General features: G+C 47.2%; 20 protein-coding genes and 1 tRNA gene. 11 read left to right on the top strand and 10 right to left on the bottom strand.

Annotation, left to right across the window (positions count from 1 at the left end; translation table 11 throughout):
• Positions 1–22 precede the first annotated feature (22 nt).
• From proB to RUMAL_RS14960, 8 genes are all read left to right on the top strand, one after another.
• Positions 23–877, top strand: a complete 855-nt coding sequence (proB, locus tag RUMAL_RS14995; RefSeq protein WP_013499529.1) for a glutamate 5-kinase — start codon at positions 23–25, stop codon at positions 875–877.
• On the top strand, positions 877–1449 hold the full coding sequence (locus RUMAL_RS14990; protein WP_013499528.1) for a VanZ family protein: 573 nt from the start codon (positions 877–879) through the stop codon (positions 1447–1449). Before proB ends, RUMAL_RS14990 begins: the two co-directional genes overlap by 1 nt.
• Position 1450: 1 nt before the next feature.
• Complete coding sequence (locus RUMAL_RS14985) at positions 1451–1792, top strand: hypothetical protein (protein ID WP_013499527.1); 342 nt, start codon at positions 1451–1453, stop codon at positions 1790–1792.
• A 13-nt stretch (positions 1793–1805) separates the two neighbouring features.
• Entirely contained in the window at positions 1806–2198 is a 393-nt protein-coding gene (locus tag RUMAL_RS14980; protein ID WP_013499526.1) for a DUF6678 family protein, read from the top strand.
• A gap of 37 nt (positions 2199–2235) precedes the next feature.
• On the top strand, positions 2236–3486 hold the full coding sequence (locus RUMAL_RS14975) for a glutamate-5-semialdehyde dehydrogenase (protein ID WP_013499525.1): 1251 nt from the start codon (positions 2236–2238) through the stop codon (positions 3484–3486).
• A gap of 114 nt (positions 3487–3600) precedes the next feature.
• The gene (locus RUMAL_RS14970; RefSeq protein WP_013499524.1) at positions 3601–3963 is read left to right on the top strand and encodes a DUF6054 family protein; all 363 of its coding nucleotides are present in this window, start codon (positions 3601–3603) and stop codon (positions 3961–3963) included.
• Between the two features lie 48 nt (positions 3964–4011).
• Positions 4012–4659, top strand: a complete 648-nt coding sequence (rpe, locus tag RUMAL_RS14965; protein ID WP_013499523.1) for a ribulose-phosphate 3-epimerase — start codon at positions 4012–4014, stop codon at positions 4657–4659.
• 106 nt (positions 4660–4765) lie between these two features.
• Entirely contained in the window at positions 4766–5938 is a 1173-nt protein-coding gene (locus RUMAL_RS14960; RefSeq protein ID WP_013499522.1) for an Mbeg1-like protein, read from the top strand.
• A 47-nt stretch (positions 5939–5985) separates the two neighbouring features.
• Here RUMAL_RS14960 and RUMAL_RS14955 read toward each other — a convergent pair whose 3' ends face one another.
• Positions 5986–7464 carry an alpha-N-arabinofuranosidase gene (locus RUMAL_RS14955; protein ID WP_013499521.1) on the bottom strand — a complete coding sequence of 493 codons (1479 nt, stop codon included), beginning with the start codon at positions 7462–7464 and terminating at the stop codon, positions 5986–5988.
• A gap of 157 nt (positions 7465–7621) precedes the next feature.
• On the opposite strand from RUMAL_RS14955, the gene RUMAL_RS14950 reads away from it, so the two are divergent.
• Genes RUMAL_RS14950 through RUMAL_RS14940 form a run of 3 tightly spaced genes read left to right on the top strand, consistent with a single transcriptional unit; the run spans position 7622 to position 10759 of the window.
• Entirely contained in the window at positions 7622–8407 is a 786-nt protein-coding gene (locus RUMAL_RS14950; protein WP_154662719.1) for an AraC family transcriptional regulator, read from the top strand.
• Positions 8400–9143 (top strand): DUF8091 domain-containing protein, encoded by a 744-nt coding sequence (locus tag RUMAL_RS14945; protein ID WP_013499519.1) that lies wholly within the window; start codon positions 8400–8402, stop codon positions 9141–9143. Before RUMAL_RS14950 ends, RUMAL_RS14945 begins: the two co-directional genes overlap by 8 nt.
• Positions 9140–10759: a CotH kinase family protein gene (locus tag RUMAL_RS14940; RefSeq protein WP_013499518.1), complete on the top strand. Its 1620-nt coding sequence runs from the start codon at positions 9140–9142 to the stop codon at positions 10757–10759. Before RUMAL_RS14945 ends, RUMAL_RS14940 begins: the two co-directional genes overlap by 4 nt.
• A gap of 81 nt (positions 10760–10840) precedes the next feature.
• Here the strand turns inward: RUMAL_RS14940 and RUMAL_RS14935 are convergent.
• The 9 genes from RUMAL_RS14935 to purB all read right to left on the bottom strand — a co-directional run bounded on the left by RUMAL_RS14935 (position 10841) and on the right by purB (position 18886).
• Positions 10841–10914, bottom strand: a tRNA-Arg gene (locus RUMAL_RS14935).
• A 64-nt stretch (positions 10915–10978) separates the two neighbouring features.
• Positions 10979–11689, bottom strand: coding sequence for a tRNA threonylcarbamoyladenosine dehydratase (locus RUMAL_RS14930; RefSeq protein WP_013499517.1), 711 nt, complete (start codon positions 11687–11689; stop codon positions 10979–10981).
• Between the two features lie 50 nt (positions 11690–11739).
• Positions 11740–13200 carry a sugar transferase gene (locus RUMAL_RS14925; RefSeq protein ID WP_013499516.1) on the bottom strand — a complete coding sequence of 487 codons (1461 nt, stop codon included), beginning with the start codon at positions 13198–13200 and terminating at the stop codon, positions 11740–11742.
• Between the two features lie 254 nt (positions 13201–13454).
• Entirely contained in the window at positions 13455–14312 is an 858-nt protein-coding gene (locus RUMAL_RS14920) for a tetratricopeptide repeat protein (protein WP_013499515.1), read from the bottom strand.
• 227 nt (positions 14313–14539) lie between these two features.
• Positions 14540–15808, bottom strand: coding sequence for an O-acetylhomoserine aminocarboxypropyltransferase/cysteine synthase family protein (locus RUMAL_RS14915; protein WP_013499514.1), 1269 nt, complete (start codon positions 15806–15808; stop codon positions 14540–14542).
• A gap of 60 nt (positions 15809–15868) precedes the next feature.
• On the bottom strand, positions 15869–16495 hold the full coding sequence (locus RUMAL_RS14910) for a hypothetical protein (protein ID WP_013499513.1): 627 nt from the start codon (positions 16493–16495) through the stop codon (positions 15869–15871).
• A 4-nt stretch (positions 16496–16499) separates the two neighbouring features.
• Positions 16500–16883, bottom strand: a complete 384-nt coding sequence (locus tag RUMAL_RS14905) for a DUF2085 domain-containing protein (RefSeq protein WP_013499512.1) — start codon at positions 16881–16883, stop codon at positions 16500–16502.
• Complete coding sequence (locus RUMAL_RS14900; RefSeq protein ID WP_013499511.1) at positions 16880–17131, bottom strand: hypothetical protein; 252 nt, start codon at positions 17129–17131, stop codon at positions 16880–16882. The genes RUMAL_RS14905 and RUMAL_RS14900 overlap by 4 nt, the downstream gene beginning before the upstream one ends.
• A 315-nt stretch (positions 17132–17446) precedes the next feature.
• Positions 17447–18886, bottom strand: coding sequence for an adenylosuccinate lyase (purB, locus tag RUMAL_RS14895; RefSeq protein ID WP_013499510.1), 1440 nt, complete (start codon positions 18884–18886; stop codon positions 17447–17449).
• Positions 18887–19558: the final 672 nt, after the last annotated feature.

Genomic DNA, 19558 nt, shown 5'->3' with positions numbered 1-19558 from the left:
CCGACGAAAGAGGTAGAGATAAATGTCATATTTAAAAGATAAGAAAAGAGTTGTCGTAAAGGTGGGGACATCCACACTTACACACCGTACGGGAAGACTTAACATAAGGCGTGTGGAAGGTCTGGTAAAGAATCTGGCAGACCTGCAGAATGCGGGACATGAGATAATACTCGTGTCAAGCGGCGCTATCGGTCTGGGTATGTCCAAGATAGGTCTGGTGGAACGACCAAAGGATACCCCCACAAAGCAGGCGTGTGCGGCTGTGGGTCAGTGCGAGCTGATGTATCTTTACGACAAGCTTTTTGCTGAATACAGCATAAATGTGGCACAGCTTCTGCTGACAAAGTTCGTGCTGTTAGAGGACAGAAGACAGAACGTTCAGAACGCTCTGGAAAGAGTTATACAGCTGGGCGCTATACCGATAGTCAACGAGAATGACACTGTTGCTATAGACGAACTTGAACTCGAAGTAGGCGAGAACGATTCTCTGGCGGCTACCGTGGCTAAGATAGCAAATGCAGATCTGCTGATAATAATGTCCGATATCGACGGACTTTACGATGCCGATCCGCGCCTTGACCCCGATGCCAAGCTGATACCCGTAGTTGAAGAACTGACCGACGATATCAGGAAACTGGCAGGCGGTGCAGGCACCAAGATGGGTACAGGCGGTATGATAACTAAGATAAATGCAGCCGAGATCGCTGTGAACAGCGGCATAGATATGATAATCTTAAACGGCAAGAACCCCGATAATCTGTACTACCTGTTTGAAACAGGTAGTCTGGGCACAAGGTTCAAGGCTAAGGGTTCACCTGACGAGAAAAAAGTGCCTGCTGTCGATGAAAGCAGTGACAGCGATATAGTTGAAGAATAGTGATATACATACCGTTTATACCAACCGAGACAGTATTCGCGGTGTTGTGGGTCATCATAAGAGCGGTGCTGGCTTTAAAGAACAAGAAGTTCGGTATCAAGCGCGAACTTATGATGCTTTTGATGTATGTGAATTTAGCTGTGCTGCTGAGGATAACATTTTTTCCGATGCAGATAAATAACGGCAGGGTGCTGCCGCTGGAATTCGATACCGCGAATATCCTACCTCTGAGGATAAATATGATCCCTTTCGTGAATATCCTCGATTACATCGACCCTGTTGATATACTTCTCAATATCGCAGGCAACGTTATGATGTTCATACCTAGCGGAATAATACTGCCCATACTTTTCAAACGTCTTGACAGCTTTTGGAAAGTAACTGCGGCAGGTGCAGGGATGTCACTTTGCATAGAGATATTGCAGCTGCCCTTTGCGGTAAGGGCGAGCGATATCGACGACCTTATTCTGAACACCGCAGGCGTTATGGCAGGTTACGGGATATACGCACTGTTTCGGCATATGAAGCGCGGCGGGAACACAAAAACAAAAAGCACCGCACAGGAGGGATAGCATGAAGTATTTCGTCCATAATAATGAGCGCGTCAGCACTGTATATTATGAGTTTTTCAAAGGCGAATGGGACTGGGATAAGGGCGACCGCTACCATAACGACGGTTCCATATTCCTGCATGACGATATAATGTATACCTGCGGGCTGGAAGAGATACTGAAAAACGTCCTGCCTGATTACGATGACTGCGGCGAGAACCTTATCTATCCCGAAAAGTGGGAGGAAGTTTGCCGTCTTGCCGAAAAGAAAGGCGGAATAGTCAAAGAGATAACCGATGAAGCTGCCATCTGGGTGGAAGACGCATTTGAGAACTGCGGGTGCTTTACGATACTGGGACTTTGAACCGAGGTGTATCATGACTGCTGACGAACTTAAATCAGAAGCTTTTCGGGCGGCACAGACGAAAGGTCTTGAAAACTGTCTGAGCAAGGAAAAGTGGGATATACTGCGGCAGGCTATGATGAACGAAATGCCGTTTCAGCCGCCGTATACAGTGAAATTTATCACAGATGAAGAGCCATGCACCGAGGAAATAAACTGGTATGAAGCGTATTTATACGAAGGCTTGTTCAACGGTGCCTTTGCACTTGAATGGGTGAAGATACGACCATGCACCCAAAAGGTGCGCGGTAAACTTATTGCCCCCGAGATAATTGATGCGGGGAAAGAACTTGAAGATATACTGAAAAAGTATTCCATACCTTACGAAGAAGAAAACGGCGTGTACTGTATATACGGATATCGCTGAAAAACAGAATAAATGATGCTTGAAAGGAGCGTTAATTATGGGTTACATCGACACACTGGGTCAGAGAGCGCAGGCAGCCAAGGGTACTATCGCTTTCGCTTCATCTGACATGAAAAATGATGCACTGCTGGAGATAGCACATATCCTCCGCAACAGCAAGAAGGAGATAATCGAGGCTAACGCAGTTGACCTTGAAAACGGCAGGATACGCAAGATGAGCGAATCCCTGCTGGACAGACTTGCACTGAACGATGCAAGGATAGAAAGCATGGCAAATGCCTGCGAAGCACTATCAAAGTATCCCGATCCCGTGGGTGAGGTGATCGACGGAAGCACTCGTCCCAACGGCATGAAGATAGAGAGAGTCCGCGTACCTATGGGCGTTGTTGGCATGATATACGAAGCTCGCCCCAACGTTACTGTTGATGCGGCTATACTCAGCCTTAAAAGCGGCAACGCAGTTATCCTCCGCGGCGGCAAGGAAGCTATAAACTCAAACAAATGTCTGGCTGACCTCATGCGTGTTGCAGTAAAGAGGGCAGGTTTCGATCCCGATATAATCCAGCTGGTTGAGGATACCGACAGAGGCATCGCTCACGATATGATGACAGCTAACAAGTACATCGACATACTCGTTCCCCGCGGCGGCGCACAGCTTATCAAGGCTGTTGTACAGACAGCTACTGTTCCTGTTATCGAAACAGGTACAGGCAACTGCCACGTATATGTTGATGCATCCGCTGACCTGAAAATGGCTGTTGATATCGTTGATAACGGAAAGACACAGCGCCCCTCGGTATGCAACGCAGTGGAAAGCTGTCTTGTACACCGTGATGTTGCCGAACAGTTCCTGCCCAAGCTGAAGAAGCGTCTTGACGAGCACAATGTTGAGATACGCGGCTGTGAGATGACAAGGCAGATACTTGGCGACTGCGTAGTTCCCGCTGATGAGGATGACTATGCTACCGAGTTCCTTGACTACATCATATCCATAAAGGTAGTTGATGATCTGGCTGAGGCTATCGAGCATATCTCAAAGTACAGCACAGGACATTCTGAGTGCATAGTTACCGAGAGCCTGTTCTCCGCTCAGGAATTCACCAAGCGTATCGACGCTGCGGCTGTATACGTAAATGTATCCACACGTTTCACCGACGGTGAGATGTTCGGTCTGGGTGCTGAGCTGGGTATATCAACTCAGAAGCTCCACGCAAGAGGACCTATGGGTCTGCGTGAGATGACCACAACCAAGTACATCGTAACAGGCAACGGTCAGATAAGAAAATAATTCGGGATAAGTCAGCAGACGTTTTCGGTGCTTGACATCTCTTTTGGAAAGTAATATAATTCCCTTTTGACTTTTGTGCCGTTAATATGACATTGGGATTCTTTGGAGGATAATATGAAAAAAACTAAATTGATTTCACAGTATAGCATTGACATAGAAAAAACTTTGACTGATTGGTTTTATTCAAATACTGATTCCAGAGACGGTGTTTTTATAAAAAAGATCATTGAACCAAAACGGAAAGTAATGATCTTTATAGCTGAAGATTATTATCACAGAATAAGCTCTACCCTTACTTTGACAGTAATTGTTGAACAAACTATCGATCAAATATTTGTTGAAGTTGTTTCAAGCGGTGGAAAAAGCGGACTTTTGGGTTATTCAAGCGGATCTGAAGACAGTGCAGTCAATCGCGTTGTAAAATTTTTAAAAGCGTATGGTTTTTCTGTGATAGATCCTGAAGGAACACTTTTGTAAAAAGGGAGTATTATAAAAAACGAATTAAAAAGGTAAGGTTGTGTAAATATGAAAGATCTTGTATCGGCTTCTCTTCTGGGCTGCGATCTGGCAGACCTGAAAAACGAGATAGAAAGCATTGAAAAGGCAGGCGCTGACTGGCTCCACTGTGATGTCATGGACGGCGTATTTGTAAACAATATAAGCTTCGGCACCCCTGTGCTGAAATGTGTAAAAAAAGCGGCAGGAATACCGCTGGACACTCATCTGATGATAACCGACCCCATTCGCTATATCGACGATTATGCGGAGCTGGGATCGGATATGATCACCTTCCATCTTGAAGCTGCAAGCGATCCGCAGGCAGTCATCGACAAGATCCATGCCCACGGAAAAAGTGCAGGCATATCCATAAAGCCCGGGACACCTGTTTCGGCAGTAAAGCCTTATCTTGAAAGCGTGGATATGGTACTTGTTATGACGGTTGAACCCGGATTCGGCGGACAGAAATTCAACCCCGATACCCTTGAAAAGATCAGCGAGATACGTTATCTGCTCGACAGTATGGGACGTCCGCAGGTCGATATTGAAGTCGACGGCGGTATCAACGGACAGACCGTAAAGCTTTGCCGCGAGGCAGGTGCCAACGTGTTTGTTTCGGGTACTTATATATTCGGGGTTGAGGACAGGAAAGCTGCAGTAAAATCGCTGAAATAAAAAATATTTACATATTTCGCCTCCGGTAATTCGGAGGCGATTTTTTATACATATTATCTTTACATTTTGAACAATATATGTTATAATAATAACGGAGGTGATCGGCATGGCAAATATTCTTGATTATCTTGACTGGCGCGGCGATCTGCCGTTTTCGGCGTCGTCCTTCAATGCAGTAGATGCCCTTATTCTTGCTGAGCTGAGCTATTTCCCCGCGGAGGGTATCATCCCGGCGGGTATAGATAAGACCATAACTATTGCAGAGCTGCGTGACAGCTTTGATGCAAAAAAGGTACCGCAGGAGCTTCGTATAGTCAGCTACGATCAGGACGTGGAGCTTGTTGAAAAACTGGCAGCTTCACGCAGATTCGATGGTATGCGGCTGTGCGGCTATGTAAACAAGGTAGACTCCTCGCGTGATCTTCAGTTTGCAGCCCTTACCTGTATATTTGACTGTTTCACCTATGTGGCTTTCCGCGGTACCGACAGTACCCTTGCAGGCTGGAAGGAGGATATGAATTTCAGCTTTATGCAGGAAACAGCTTCACAGAGCATGGCGGTAAAGTATATCAACGATAATTTTACTGACGGTGATGCTGTACTCGTTTTCGGCGGACATTCAAAGGGAGGAAATCTCGCTATATATTCCACCGCCTTCTGTAATGAGACTGTGCGCAAAAGGGTAAGGGCGATATTCGCCTTTGACAGCCCCGGATTCGTAGAGGAGGTAGCAGCTTCAAAGGAATACCTTGCTGTCACCGATCGTGTGATAAGCGTGATACCCCAGTCCTCTCTGGTGGGACAGCTGCTTTCATGCAGTTCCGAGAACCGCATAGTCAAAAGCAGTGCAGGCGGACTTTCACAGCATATCGCCTATACATGGCAGGTCAACCGATGCGGATTTGAATATGCCGAGGAATTGTCCAAGCTGGGCGTATTCGTCAACAAGACCATGACAGGCTGGATATCATCACTGGATGAAAGTGAACGCCACGGATTCGTGGATGCAGTATTTTCAGTGCTTGAAGCGGCTGAGGGTGAAACTTTCAACGAACTCAGCAGCAACAAGCGCAGATCCATTACAGCTATACTCGGTGCACTGAAACGTCTGCCCCCGGAGCAGCGTTCTGTGGCAAAGAAGGCGCTGTCGCAGCTTGCCTCATACGGCAAAAGGGCAGTTATCTCGGGTCTTGAGGAGGTACTGGCTGATAAGGAGCTGCCAAAGCTCCCGAGGATCCCTGTAAAAAAAGCATTACCTACAAAAAAAGCAGATGCCTGATGCACCTGCTTTTTTTGTGTAGTGTTTATATGTAGTTTGGAGAATAGTCAGTTCAGTGTGATCTCAACTACCGAGCAAGCAGGGAGCTTTACAGTTATCCTGCCGTTTTCCAGCTTGACATCGTGAGCCTTGATAGATACCTTTTCGGGATTGTCGAAGGTGTTGAAAGCGTGTACATCCTCGGTGAGTATCTTTGCCTTTGCTTTCTTAGCATCGAAGTTGCAGATATCGCAGCTTATCTCAGCATCACCGTCGATAGAGCAGTTTGCGAGAGTGATGGTCATAACGCCGTCCTTAACGGAAGCGGATGAAGAGATCATAGGTGTCAGCTTGCCGTCACAGCAGTTCTCGTTCTCGGTGTAGCAGTATACGCAGTCTGCATCCTGATGAGCCTTGAACATATCAAATACATGGTATGTGGGGGTCTTTATCAGCTTCTCGCCCTCGGTGAGGATTATAGCCTGCAGAACGTTTACTACCTGTGCGATGTTTGCCATGATGACGCGCTTGCTGTGGCGGTTGAATATATTCAGCTGTATAGCCGCAACGATAGCATCACGCATGGTGTTCTGCTGGTAGAGGAATCCGGGATTTGTGCCGGGCTCAACATTGAACCAGTTGCCCCATTCATCCATGATAAGACCGATCTTGTTCTCGGGATCGTAGCGGTTCATTATCTCGGTATGTCTGGTCAGCATAACGTCAACGTAGTTTGCCAGGTTGAGTATGGTATAGTAATCGTCATTGTTGAATTCGGTAGCCGAACCCTTGTCTACCCAGTTGGGCACGTTGTAAGCGTGGAAGGATATGCCCTGTACCTGATCGGGATTAAGGTCCTTCATCAGCACCTGAGTCCAGTGGTACCAGTCTTCTCCGCCGCCTCCGGGACCGCAGGCTACCTTGAACAGCTCGTTGCCGCTGTAATTCTTGCAGTAGCTCTGGTACTGTCTGTACTGGTCGAGGTAGTACTCGGGACGCATATTTCCGCCGCAGCCCCAGTTCTCGTTGCCTATGCCGAAGTACTTCAGCTTCCAGGGCTTCTCTCTGCCGTTCTTTCTTCTGAGCTCAGCCATGGGGGATATGCCGTCGAAGGTCATATACTCTATCCATTCAGCCATTTCCTGAACGGTGCCGCTGCCTACGTTGCCTGCGATATAAGGCTCACAGCCTACCAGCTCGCAGAGCTCCATGAACTCATGGGTTCCAAAGCTGTTATCCTCAACGACTCCGCCCCAGTTGGTATTTACCATTTTCTTACGGGTAGACTTCTCGCCTATGCCGTCCTTCCAGTGGTACTCATCAGCGAAGCATCCGCCGGGCCAGCGGAGAACAGGCATCTTTATCTGCTTGAAAGCCTCGATAACGTCTTTTCTTATACCATGTATATTGGGTATTGATGAATCCTCTCCCACGTAGATACCGCCGTAAATACATCTTCCCAGATGTTCGGAAAAATGTCCGTATATCTCGGGCTTGATATGACCTGTCTTATCGTCGGCATTGATAAGCATCTTGAAGTTTTTCATGTCGGTATACCTCCTGTTTATCTGTATTCGCGAACGTCCGCGCATCGTATTCAGTAATTACAATATAACATATTGACAAAATGATTTCAATGATGTATAATATTTTTGTACTTACTTATCCTACTATTTGTATTTATTCAGAAAGGTGCGACACACATTGTACAGACTTCATAATATCGGACTAGATATGCATCACACAGCTGATTTTTCAATAGACCGCCCCAATGGCTCGGGGGATTGCTTACTTATCATATTCAAAACTGATGCCTTACTCACCCTTGGGGGCAGGGATATGACCGTATCTCCGGATACCGCTATAATTTACAGCAAGGGCAGCCCTCAGTATTACCGCGCGATATGCGGCAGCTATGTCAATCATTTTCTTCACTATGATATGGATGATATTGACAGCGACAGCCGTATAATATACGATAAGCTGCTTGTTCCGCGCAGGATAGGGGATGCGGAGGAACTGCTGCGTATGCTGAGCCGTGAGCAGCTTTCCACCTCACCGAACAAGGATGATTATTCTTCTGCGCTTATAAAGATGCTGCTGATGAAGATATCCGAGCAGTCGGATGAACCCCGCGGCACACAGATTGATCCCCATGCAGAGCTGCTTGACAGTCTGCGTGCCGATATGTATGCAAATCCGGGGCAGTTCACCTCGGTAGCCCAGCTTGCCGAAAGGGTAAGACTAAGCCCCTCACATTTCCAGCAGCTGTACCGCAGCAGATTCGGTATAAGCAGTTATGAGGATCTTTTATCTGCCAAGATAAGGACAGCACAGTACTATCTTTCCTCCACTGCACTTACTGTGCGTGAGATAGCGAACCTCTGCGGCTATGAGAACGAGGTCTGCTTCATGCACCGTTTCAAGGAACGTACAGGCAAAGCTCCCGGGGCTTACCGTAAGCTTATAAACGGTGAGTATCGTGGATAAGCTTCGCTTTGCCGCCGCTAGAAAAAAACTTCTTGATGAACATCGGCGTGACGGTATAGGCACTCTTTCGGAAAAGACCCTCCATGCAGTACTCAAAGAGTACTACGGCGGCGGTGATGAAAGCAAGGAGATACCTATCGGCGGATTTGTGGCAGATGCAGTTTCCGAGGACGGAGTCATCGAGATACAGACAAGGGCGCTGTACCGTCTTGAACGCAAGCTGGAAGCCTTTCTGCCCCTGTGCAGGGTAACGGTGGTATACCCCATTGAGGAAAGGAAGTACCTTATGGCTATCGACCCCGAAAGCGGTGAACTCATATCCCGCAGGCTATCCCCTAAAAAGCAGAATGTATGGCATGGCATAGCCGAGCTGTACGGTATACGCAAATATCTTAAAGATGAAAATATCACAGTGCGTTTCCCAGTGCTGACTGTTGAGGAAACGCGCATACCCGCCGCAGGCAGACGGGTGAAAAAGCTGGATAAGCTTCCCGTGGATATGACAGATGAGATAGTCATATCCTGCCCCGGGGATATAATGCCCCTTCTGCCCGACGGACTACCCGAAAGCTTTACATCGGCTGAGTTTGCAAAGCTATGCCGTGTAAATAAAGATACCGCAGGAAAATGCATACGCACTCTGGCGGTACTGGATATCATAAGTGAATGCGGAAAACGCTCCCGCAGTAAACTATGGAAGCTGACAAATAACGATAGAACGGAGGAACAGGAATGAAAAGACTCATAAGCGCAGCTGCAGCTCTGATGATAGTTATGTCAATGGCAGGATGCTCGGGCATTGATGCAAAGGATAAAGAGCCATCTTCTGCTGCACTGGCAGCCGAGGAGCAGCCGAAGGTGGATGCTGCCGCAGGTATAGCGACTATATCCATAGTCACCGATGACAGTGATGAAAAAGGCTCACTTGGTTTCGTGACCGACCCTGTGGCACCCCATGTTTCCGAGCTGATAGCAAGCTGGACACCTGGCTACAAGATACCTCCCGAGCCTTATTACAAGGAATGCACCATAACGCTGTATGATGAAGATGCAAAGCCTGTATCCGAAGGTATTCGAGGTAATGTCAAGGTTCGCGGCAACTGGACGACCACATACGATAAAAAGCCTCTGAGGATAAAGTTCGATGAAAAGCAGTCCCTGTTCGGGCTCAATGACGGTGCTGAAATGAAGAACTGGCTCCTCATGGCAGGATACAAGGACGGCTCAATGCTGCGCGACAAGGCATCGCTGCAAATGGCAAGAGGAATACTTGAAAAGGACGGGCTGTATGCGGCTGATGCAAAGCTTGTGGATGTGATGATCAACGGTACCTACTGGGGCGTGTATCTTTTGACCGAACAGCAGCAGATATCACCTGAAAGAGTTGATATCACCGAAGCCGAGAAGGACTACAAGGGCACAGATATCGGCTACTTTATGGAGTTCGACGGCTATTTCTACAACGAGGACGAGCTGCACAGCTTCTTTGTTGACTACAACGATAACGCGCCGCTCACACCCTATGACGGCAAAGGCGGCAGCGGCAGGACCATGCAGGCACTCGGCAGCGGAGATCCTGAGGATCCCAAGGAGGATGTGGGCATCACTATCAAGAGCGATATCTATTCTCAGGAACAGCACGATTTCATAGCAAATTTCACCAACAATGTATACAACATAATGTACCGCGCTGCTTATGATGACGAAGCATGGGTGTTCGATGACAGCTTCTCCAAGATCACAAAGTCAGATGAACTAACTCCCCGCGAGGCTGTAGAAAAGGTTGTCAATGTGGATTCTCTTGCTGATATGTACATCGTCAGCGAGCTTACCTGCGATGCGGATATCTATTGGTCAAGCTTTTTCATGGATGCTGATTTCGGAGAGAAGGGCGATAAGAAACTGACCTTTGAAGCACCGTGGGATTTCGATTCGGGGCTTGGCAATAAGGACAGATGCGCTGACGGTACAGGCTATTATGCCGCAAATATAGTACCCGATGTAAACGGCGGAGCAAGCGGCGGCGGTGCGTATGATACCATAAATCCGTGGCTGGCTGTGCTGATGTACGAGGACTGGTTCACCGATATCATAAAGGAGAAATGGAAGACAGCCTATGATGCAGGGGTCTTCACCGATGCCCTTGATACCATAAACAGTGATAAGACAAAATACAAGGATGCATTTGTGCGCAACTACTCCCGCTGGGACAATCTTGTCCACAACGATGATTTTGCAAACGAGCTCACCGACAGAGCAAAGAACTGCAAGACCCAGGAGGAGGCAGCCGACTATCTCCATGAATGGCTGGCAGCCAGGGTGGAGTTTATGAACGGAGAATTCAATAAATAGCAAATAATGCCGGGGAAGATGTTTTCCCCGGCATTTTATGTGGGCAAAAAAATATCCCCGAAGCAAAAACTCCGGGGAAAACGTCGCTGAGAGGATTCGAACCTCCGGCCTGCCGCTTAGGAGGCGGCCGCTCTATCCAGCTGAGCTACAGCGACTTATCAACTTAATTATTATACCACATATCGAAAAAAAATGCAAGCCTTTTTTTGAATTTTTTTCTCAGCCGATGATATCCTTTATCACTTCGCCTGCAAGTATCAGTCCTGCCACGGAGGGGACAAATGATACCGAGCCGGGAACGGAACGTCTGCCGTTCTGCGGTTCTTCGGAGTTTTTACGGGGTGTGATTGGTTCTTCCTCGGAGTATACCACTTTCAGTTTTTCAACACCCCGTTTTTTCAGTTCGCGGCGCATTACCCTTGCAAGGGGACAGCCTTTGGTCTTGTATATATCAGTCACCCTGAATGCGGCAGGGTCAAGCTTGTTGCCTGCACCCATGGCGGATATCACAGGGACACCTGCAGCCTTTGCACGCATTATTATCTCTATCTTTCCCGTAACGGTGTCGATTGCGTCAACTACATAGTCATACTGTGTAAAATCAAAGCTGTCAGCCGTATCGGGCATGAAGAAGCAGCTGTGGACATTCACCTTTATATCGGGGTCGATGTCATGCACCCTCTCTGCGGCGACTTCTGTTTTCAGCTTGCCTATGGTGCTGTGCAGTGCGATTATCTGACGGTTGATATTGGTGATACTTACGGTGTCATTGTCAATAAGGTCAAGGGTGCCCACACCGCAGCGTGCCAGTGCCTCAACGGCAAAACCGCCTACACCGCCTACACCGAATACTGCCACGCGGCTGTTTTTAAGTTTATCCATAGCTTCGCTGCCAAGCAGCAGTTCGCTTCGTGAATACTGTTCTTTCATATCTGTCCTCCAAAAACGGCAGAGCGCCAGTGCGTTCCGCCGTTTATAGTCTATCTTTTCGGGAGCCCGTTCTCCTCCTCGTATTCAACGACCTCTTCCTCGGTCATGCCCAGATCCTTGCTGAAATCATGTCCTATGAGATCACGCCTTGTTTCTATGGGCTTGTCATCGTCAACGCCCTCCGTAGCATCGGGTACGAATACAGTACGTACTGTACTCAGTATTATCCTCAGGTCTTCCCTGATCGACTGGTGTTCGATATACATAAGGTCGAGCTTCAGCTTGTCGTATGGGGTGGTGTTGTACTTGCCCATTATCTGAGCATAGCCTGTCAGCCCTGCTTTTACTTTCAGCCTGTACTTGAATTCGGGCATTGTCAGCTCATATCTCTCCGCCAGCTCGGGACGTTCGGGACGGGGTCCCACAAAGGACATATCGCCTTTGAGTATGTTTATCAGCTGCGGAAGTTCATCGAAGCGTATCTTTCTGATTATCTTTCCCACGGGGGTTATGCGGTCATCGTTTTCGGATGCCAGCCTTGCACCACCCTTTTTCTCAGCATCGGTTATCATGCTCCTGAATTTCAGTACCTTGAATCTGCGTCCCCCTGTGGTGAGCCTTACCTGTGAGTAGAACACAGGACCGCCGTCATACAGCTTTATGATCAGGGCGGTTATCAGCATGAAGGGCATGAGCACTATAAGCATTATTCCTGCCAGTGCTATATCGAAGAACCTTTTCATCATGCGCTGTTCAAATTTCAGACCGTCATTCCTGGAAAGCAGCAGGGGAGTATCAAACAGGTGGAAGTCGTCAGCACCGCGGATTATTATATCAGAAAGCTTGGGGTTGATATAGGTGCGTATGGAATGCTCAAAGCAGAATTTCACCAGCTTGTTTCTCAGATCACCCGGGATATCGGTTATTATAGTGCCCTCATACCTGAGTATGCGCCGTTCTATCTCCTCAAGGCTCTCATCACAGCTTACAGCCGCACATATATTGTACTTGTCAGTACGCTGCGCCATTTTGTTTACAAGGTATTTTGCGTTGGAATTTCCGTAAACTATCAGCAGCCGTCTCGGCGGATACATCTTGGTGTATATCATCGTAAATGCAAAGCTCCACGGAAAAGCAAATACAAGCTGTATCGCAGCAAGCACCGCCATGGGGGATAGATCCATTCGGTTACGCCCTATAAGTGCGATCAGCACCATTTCCAAGGCATTGGTGCTGACTATGCCCAGCACCTGTGAGCCGAAAAGTCCTATGAATTTTGAATATCCCAGCCTGAACCCGTTGAACAGACTTGTGAATGTCGTGTACAGTACACAGTAGATGCCTATCATCAGGAAGTTGCCGTACCTCCAGAACGGGTCATGCATCTTGTTGTTATAATGGTTATACCACACATATGAAAAGCCCATTACAAAGAACAGGATTATCACAAGTGCAGCGATAAAGTTCAGCAGCCGCTTATACTGTTCGCGGTTTTTAGTGATATTTTCCAATATATGACATCCTTTTTATTATATAGAATCTGATCGTTAATTTATAACATTCTAAAATAACATTATATCATATTCTGTCGGATTATTCAAGTATCATCGCATTATTTCAGTTATTCGCTGAATAACTTTCAGATTTGATGTTCGCTTTTTGGGACAGCTGTGTAAATATCTTGTGCTGTTTCTGTGCACAGTATACAAAAAAGCTGTTGAGTGATCTCAACAGCCTTTTTCATGTTTGATGAGGTCATGTTCCCTCAGTCCATTTGGGATAGGATATACTCTTTGCGCAGTTCAAGAGTATTTTTGTCCATACCTTTGACAGCGAGTTCTGCGGCTTTGTCTAAATACTCGCAGACTTTCTGCTTGTCACCGCGCTTTGCGGCGCATCGCGCCATAAAAATGTAAGCCCCTGCAACATCATCACTTTTATCGCTTTCAAGCAGCGGTGATGTAAGAGTTTCTGCTTCATCGATATCACCGTTTGCGATCGCACGATTTATCTTAAAACATTTTATGGATACATTTATTAGATCATTTTTCTTCTTTTTGCTGTCAATGAACTTCATGGCATCGTTATAGTAGCTTTCAAGCTTATCTGTTTCGTTCAGATAACTGCAAGCTGTGATACGAAAAGAATAGTACTCCATTATGCCCGTATCGGTGATGCTTGGGTCATCAAGTGTGGCTTTGCTGAATTTATCCAGTATATCCATTGCCTTGTTAAACTCTGCATTTTTCTGATAATATCCGGCAAGAACGACAACAAACGTATTTATAAAAGGTATATTGATGCCGCTGGGCTCCATATTATTCAGATGTTCTTCAAGTTCTTTCATTGTTTCAGCGGATAAACTGCCATTTTTTGCTTCTGCTTCTATTCTGGTCATTAATTCATATTCTTTCTTGGTACTTTTCACTCCGCGAAATGTTGAAACACCGTGTACAATAATTGTTGCCAGCAGAGCTATGACCACAGTAAAAACAATACTATCTATGCCCCAAAAATACTTTGCCGCAAAATAGTGAATAATGCCAACGCACAGAATACGTATTATAGATGACATTAAATAACGGGGATATGATAATATAAAAATCATAATAAAATATCTCATTTTATCTCCTCATCAAAAAGCTCGGGAAAACAAAGTCTTAATTATCAACAAGATATTTACTATTATAAAAATGACCTGAAAAATAATTATATATCTGTACATATTTTTGTTGTTGTTTTTATAGTGCTTATAATTTCCGGGCAAAGATAATAGCAGAGAAGATAATGTTAATAGATAGAATATCAATTCTTTCATGGTCTCCCCAAAATAATAAGTTAAACTATCGATCAGATAGCCGCAAATGCCTGCTTCAGATCGTCCAGTATATCCTCAACGTTTTCAAGACCAACGGAGAATCTTATCATACCGCCGTCGATGCCTGCGGCTACCAGCTGTTCATCGGTCAGCTGTCTGTGTGTAGCAGAAGCGGGGTGCAGTACGCAGGTACGGATATCTGCAACGTGAACTTCGTTGGAAGCAAGTTTCAGGCTATCCATGAACTTGACAGCAACAGGTCTGCCGCCCTTGATAGAGAAGCTGATAACGCCAGAAGCACCAAGAGGCAGATACTTCTGTACCAGAGGATAGTACTTGTTGCCCTCCAGACCGGGATAGAACACGCTCTCGACCTTGTCGTTATTGTTCAGGTACTCAGCTACGATCTTAGCGTTCTCAACATACTGCTTCATACGTACAGGCAGTGTTTCCAGACCGAGGTTCAGCAGGAAAGAGGAGTTAGCAGCAGGGTAGCAGCCGAAGTCTCTCATCAGCTGCATACGAGCCTTTACGATGAAAGGTGCAAAAGGATACTTCTCGGTGTAAATAGTGCCGTGATAGCTCTCATCGGGTTCAGTCATGCAGGGGAACTTGCCGCTTGCTGTCCAGTCGAACTTGCCGCTGTCAACGATAACGCCGCCTACCTGTACTGCATGGCCGTCCATGTACTTTGATGTGGAGTGTATAACGATATCAGCACCCCACTCTATAGGTCTGCAAAGTATAGGTGTAGCAAAGGTGTTGTCAACTATCAGCGGAACGCCGTTAGCGTGTGCAGCCTTTGCGAACTTTTCGATATCAAGTACAGTCAGTGAGGGGTTAGCGATTGTCTCACCGAATACCAGCTTGGTGTTGGGCTTGAATGCAGCCATAAGCTCTTCCTCTGTGCAGTCTGGGTCTACCCATATGCACTCGATGCCCAGCTTTTTCAGTGTTATGCTGAACAGGTTGATAGTGCCGCCGTATATAGCGGTAGAAGCGATAAAGCTGTCACCGCTCTCGCAGATGTTCAGTATCGAGCAGAGGGAAGCAGCCTGACCGGAAGAAGTACACATAGCTGCCACACCGCCCTCGAGAGCAGCGATCTTCTTTTCAACTGCGTCAGTAGTGGGGTTCTCAAAACGTCCGTAAATAAGGCTGAGGGTGGGGTCATCAAATACCGCAGCCACAGCATCGGTGGAGTCATACACATAAGTAGTGCTCTGTACTATGGGCACAACTCTGGGTTCTCCGTTCTTGGGGGTATATCCCTCATGCAAACATTTAGTTTCGATCTTCATTAGTATCTGTCCTTTCGTTTACTATAATAAGTCAGTCCCGAAGTTCGGGTCTGAAATTTTTTACTTGCAATAACTGTTGTAATCCACCTTGCTCATGCTGACGGCGCTCTCCATAGCTATCCGCGCCGCCTCGGTGACGTCCATCTGCTTGCCTGCCGCGTATACCGCCTTTTGCAGAGCAATGCCGTATATGATATGCAGCTCGCCGTCCTCGGCATACCTGCTTGCTATCTCATTAAGGGGGAGCCACAGCTGTTTCAGGTAGATGCCCATATCATCGCCAATTTCGCAGGCGCGGGGCTTTCCGAAATTCTCGCCACCCACGGTGTAGGATATGTAGCGGAATATGTCGTTCACATCGGGCAGTTTACCGCCGTGCTGTTTTACAGCGCCGCCTATCATCGACCACACCGAATACTTCTCGTTGACGAGAGGTTCGTTTATAAGGTCTCCGAAATAGAATTTCCTGCCCTGCTTGTCGGTCATTATCATGAACACCTTGTCCTCCGAAAGACCGTTCTTTTTCATGAACATCACGCGCACATCTTTCTGACAGGAGTATCCCGCCAGTGCGCCCACCGCACATATCAGCGACTGAGGGTGTATCTCCGCCCTGCCGCCACGCATGGCATTTATAAGGCGGTCAAGTATCTCGTCCGCCGCTTTCTGATATTTAGTTATATCCATTATATCACTCTTTAGTAGAAAATTGAATGTGTACCGCTGAAAGTATCCTCCGCCATACCTTGAAGTACAGCACAGCTGTCCCGAGACCGCCTGCAATACCTGTCACCAGCCGCCTTGTGTTGGTGGATCCCTTTATCTTCATTGCCTGCAATACCCAATCCGCCAGCATGACTTCGCAAAAGCATACCGCCGCCCATGAGGATTTCCGCTTTTTCAAAGCAAGGTGAAATCCGATAAAGTGACCTATCATTACCCCCGTGCATCTCGCACACACAGGGAACTGCCACTGCCCCAGAAAAAAGCTTCTGTCCGCCCGCTGATGACAACCGTACATCGCACCGCACTCCATGGCTTTCACCCAGAGTTCCTGCTTTCTGTTCTCGGTCATACCTTGAATTTCTTTCCGCAGCTTGGGCAAGCCCAGTAAGCGCGGGTAGTTGTCTTGGTTTTCATTCCGCAAAGACCGCACAGCAGTCCCACGGGATTGTGAAGCAGCATAAAACCGCACAGACCTTTGCAAACGCCGTAATCTCCACCTGTTGTGGTGGTTTCATTTACTATCTGACAGCCTGGATACCCGCATTTCGGGCAGACCTTTCCGCCATAATAGCCGTTGTTATCGTATCTTCTTCTCATTTTGGTTCTCATGTATATTTTCTGTATTCTTTTGCAAGTTTTTTCAATTCCGATACGGGGTCATGTTTCCATGTGAGAAATTTATCTCACGGAAACTTTCCGCACACCGCAGAACACGGCACCGTGCTCTGTTGCACAAGCAAATATCCTGCATCTGCCATTCTGCTTATTTTTGCATCCGGTGCAGTTCTCACCGCAGGGAGTTATACTATCGAAATAAGTACTGTCTTTCATATCTTATAAAAAGCAGCGCCGTCCCCCGTGAGCATTATCTCGGCAGGGGAGGCTTTCAGCTTTTGAATATTTGTCTTTATATTATACGTTTATCTCTGCAACATCGTCCGATACGCCGTTAGCATCGATGATTGGCTTTACAACGTTAGCTATGAACTCATCTACCTGCTGAGGGCATCTGCCGATGTAGTTCTCGGGCTTCATTATCTCAGCCAGCTCTTCTCTTGTTACCTTGAAGATCGGGTCAGCCGCGATGAGGTCAGCAAGATCATTGTCAAGACCGTCCTGCTTAACATGAGCACCTGCTATCATGGAAAGCTCTCTGATATGCTCGTGAAGCTCCTGTCTGTCGCCGCCCTTTTCGCAAGCGTCCATGATTACATTCTCGGTAGCCATGAAAGGCAGTTCAGCCATAACTCTCTTGGTGATGATCTTGTCGTATACCACCAGACCGTTCTCGGGGTCAGTAACGTTCAGCATGATGTTGAGTATAGCGTCAACACCGAGGAAAGCCTCAGCTACGGAGATACGCTTGTTAGCGGAGTCATCCAGTGTTCTCTCGAACCACTGTGTACCTGCTGTGAATGCAGGGTTCAGTACGTCGCACATAACGTATCTTGCCAGTGAGCAGATTCTCTCATCTCTCATGGGGTTACGCTTGTAAGCCATAGCGGAAGAACCTATCTGGGTCTTCTCAAACGGTTCTTCTATCTCCTTGAAGGACTGGAGAAGTCTTATATCGTTGCCGAACTTCATAGCGCTCTGTGAGATAGCAGCCAGTACCTGACATACAGCGAAGTCGACCTTTCTGGAATAGGTCTGACCCGATACGGGAACAACTGCATCAAAGCCCATTTCCTCAGCTATCAGCTTTTCAAGCTCCTTTACCTTGTCGGTATCGCCGTGGAAAAGCTCCATGAATGAAGCCTGAGTACCTGTTGTACCCTTTGAACCCAGCAGCTTCAGTCTGCCGAGCTGGAAATCAAGGTCTTCAAGGTCCATTACCAGCTCGTTGCACCAGAGAGTAGCTCTCTTGCCCACGGTAGTCAGCTGTGCGGGCTGGAGGTGTGTGTAAGCCAGACAAGGCAGGTTCTTGTACTTGTCAGCGAACTTAGCCAGCTGGTCAATTACCTTAACAAGCTTTCTCTTAACGATAGTCAGAGCATCGCGCATGATGATGACATCGGTGTTGTCACCTACATAGCAGGAAGTCGCACCCATGTGGATTATGCCCTTGGCGTTGGGGCAAACCTCACCATAGGTATGTACGTGAGCCATAACATCGTGGCGGAACTTCTTTTCATACTCAGCAGCCTTAGCGTAATCAACATCGTTGATGTGAGCGGCAAGCTCATCCACCTGTGCCTGAGTTACATTAAGACCCAGCTTCATCTCAGCCCTTGCCAGTGCTACCCAGAGCTTTCTCCATGTGGTGAACTTTTTGTCAGCGGAGAAGATATACTGCATCTCCTTGCTGGCATACCTTGTGCAGAAGGGGGATTCATAGCTGTTAGTTGACATAGTCATTACCTCTTTCAAATAATTTCGGGTGAAAAAATATTTACCGCGATAACACCCATGCATATGACTGTAAAAAACTAATTGACAGGTGCATGGGGCATCAGATAAATTTATTATACCATACTATTTTATAAAAGTAAAGACACAGATGGATAAATTATCGGATATAGGCGCGGAAACAAACTGACGCATCAGACAAACCGAGCCGCGAACCGAGCTTTTGGTCAAGCTTTTCGCGAAAAGCTTGCGGGAGCGCGAGGGCAGAGCCCTCGCATCAAGGCGCAAAACAAAAATACATAGCGATCTATAAGAGCACAGCAAACTAACCGTCCTGTCAAAAATGCGCGGCAATAACAAAATTCCGAGCGTGTGCAAAACTAATCCACCCGCACAAACTTTGTCCGTAAATTATTGCCGCGCACGCCGTCAAACAGCGAAGCGTCTTTGACGGCTTGACCCGAGGAACGAGGGGCGAAAGCTCACAAAGCTATGTCCCAGAACCAAACCGTCGACCAGCCAGCAATCCCCGAGCTATATTATCATACAGGCATCTGCTTACTAACAGCCGGAGTGCTTCATTCTTATCCTTTGTACTGCGATGGACAAGGTCGCCCCTTACGGGGCGAGTCATCGGAAGCGCTTCGCTGTCCGATGACGGGCGCGGCAATATAT

This window comes from Ruminococcus albus 7 = DSM 20455 (genome assembly GCF_000179635.2).
GTDB lineage: Bacteria > Bacillota > Clostridia > Oscillospirales > Ruminococcaceae > Hominimerdicola > Hominimerdicola alba.
This window is presented reverse-complemented; position numbering and strand designations above follow the sequence as displayed.

What these genes read in the sequence shown, in the direction of transcription:
- proB (WP_013499529.1), top strand. Translation starts at nt 23, where the DNA reads ATGTCATATTTAAAAGATAAGAAAAGAGTTGTCGTAAAGGTGGGGACA.
- RUMAL_RS14985 (WP_013499527.1), top strand. Translation starts at nt 1,451, where the DNA reads ATGAAGTATTTCGTCCATAATAATGAGCGCGTCAGCACTGTATATTAT.
- RUMAL_RS14980 (WP_013499526.1), top strand. Translation starts at nt 1,806, where the DNA reads ATGACTGCTGACGAACTTAAATCAGAAGCTTTTCGGGCGGCACAGACG.
- RUMAL_RS14975 (WP_013499525.1), top strand. Translation starts at nt 2,236, where the DNA reads ATGGGTTACATCGACACACTGGGTCAGAGAGCGCAGGCAGCCAAGGGT.
- RUMAL_RS14970 (WP_013499524.1), top strand. Translation starts at nt 3,601, where the DNA reads ATGAAAAAAACTAAATTGATTTCACAGTATAGCATTGACATAGAAAAA.
- rpe (WP_013499523.1), top strand. Translation starts at nt 4,012, where the DNA reads ATGAAAGATCTTGTATCGGCTTCTCTTCTGGGCTGCGATCTGGCAGAC.
- RUMAL_RS14960 (WP_013499522.1), top strand. Translation starts at nt 4,766, where the DNA reads ATGGCAAATATTCTTGATTATCTTGACTGGCGCGGCGATCTGCCGTTT.
- RUMAL_RS14955 (WP_013499521.1), bottom strand. Translation starts at nt 7,464, where the DNA reads ATGAAAAACTTCAAGATGCTTATCAATGCCGACGATAAGACAGGTCAT.
- RUMAL_RS14940 (WP_013499518.1), top strand. Translation starts at nt 9,140, where the DNA reads ATGAAAAGACTCATAAGCGCAGCTGCAGCTCTGATGATAGTTATGTCA.
- RUMAL_RS14930 (WP_013499517.1), bottom strand. Translation starts at nt 11,689, where the DNA reads ATGAAAGAACAGTATTCACGAAGCGAACTGCTGCTTGGCAGCGAAGCT.
- RUMAL_RS14920 (WP_013499515.1), bottom strand. Translation starts at nt 14,312, where the DNA reads ATGAGATATTTTATTATGATTTTTATATTATCATATCCCCGTTATTTA.
- RUMAL_RS14915 (WP_013499514.1), bottom strand. Translation starts at nt 15,808, where the DNA reads ATGAAGATCGAAACTAAATGTTTGCATGAGGGATATACCCCCAAGAAC.
- RUMAL_RS14910 (WP_013499513.1), bottom strand. Translation starts at nt 16,495, where the DNA reads ATGGATATAACTAAATATCAGAAAGCGGCGGACGAGATACTTGACCGC.
- RUMAL_RS14905 (WP_013499512.1), bottom strand. Translation starts at nt 16,883, where the DNA reads ATGACCGAGAACAGAAAGCAGGAACTCTGGGTGAAAGCCATGGAGTGC.
- RUMAL_RS14900 (WP_013499511.1), bottom strand. Translation starts at nt 17,131, where the DNA reads ATGAGAAGAAGATACGATAACAACGGCTATTATGGCGGAAAGGTCTGC.
- purB (WP_013499510.1), bottom strand. Translation starts at nt 18,886, where the DNA reads ATGTCAACTAACAGCTATGAATCCCCCTTCTGCACAAGGTATGCCAGC.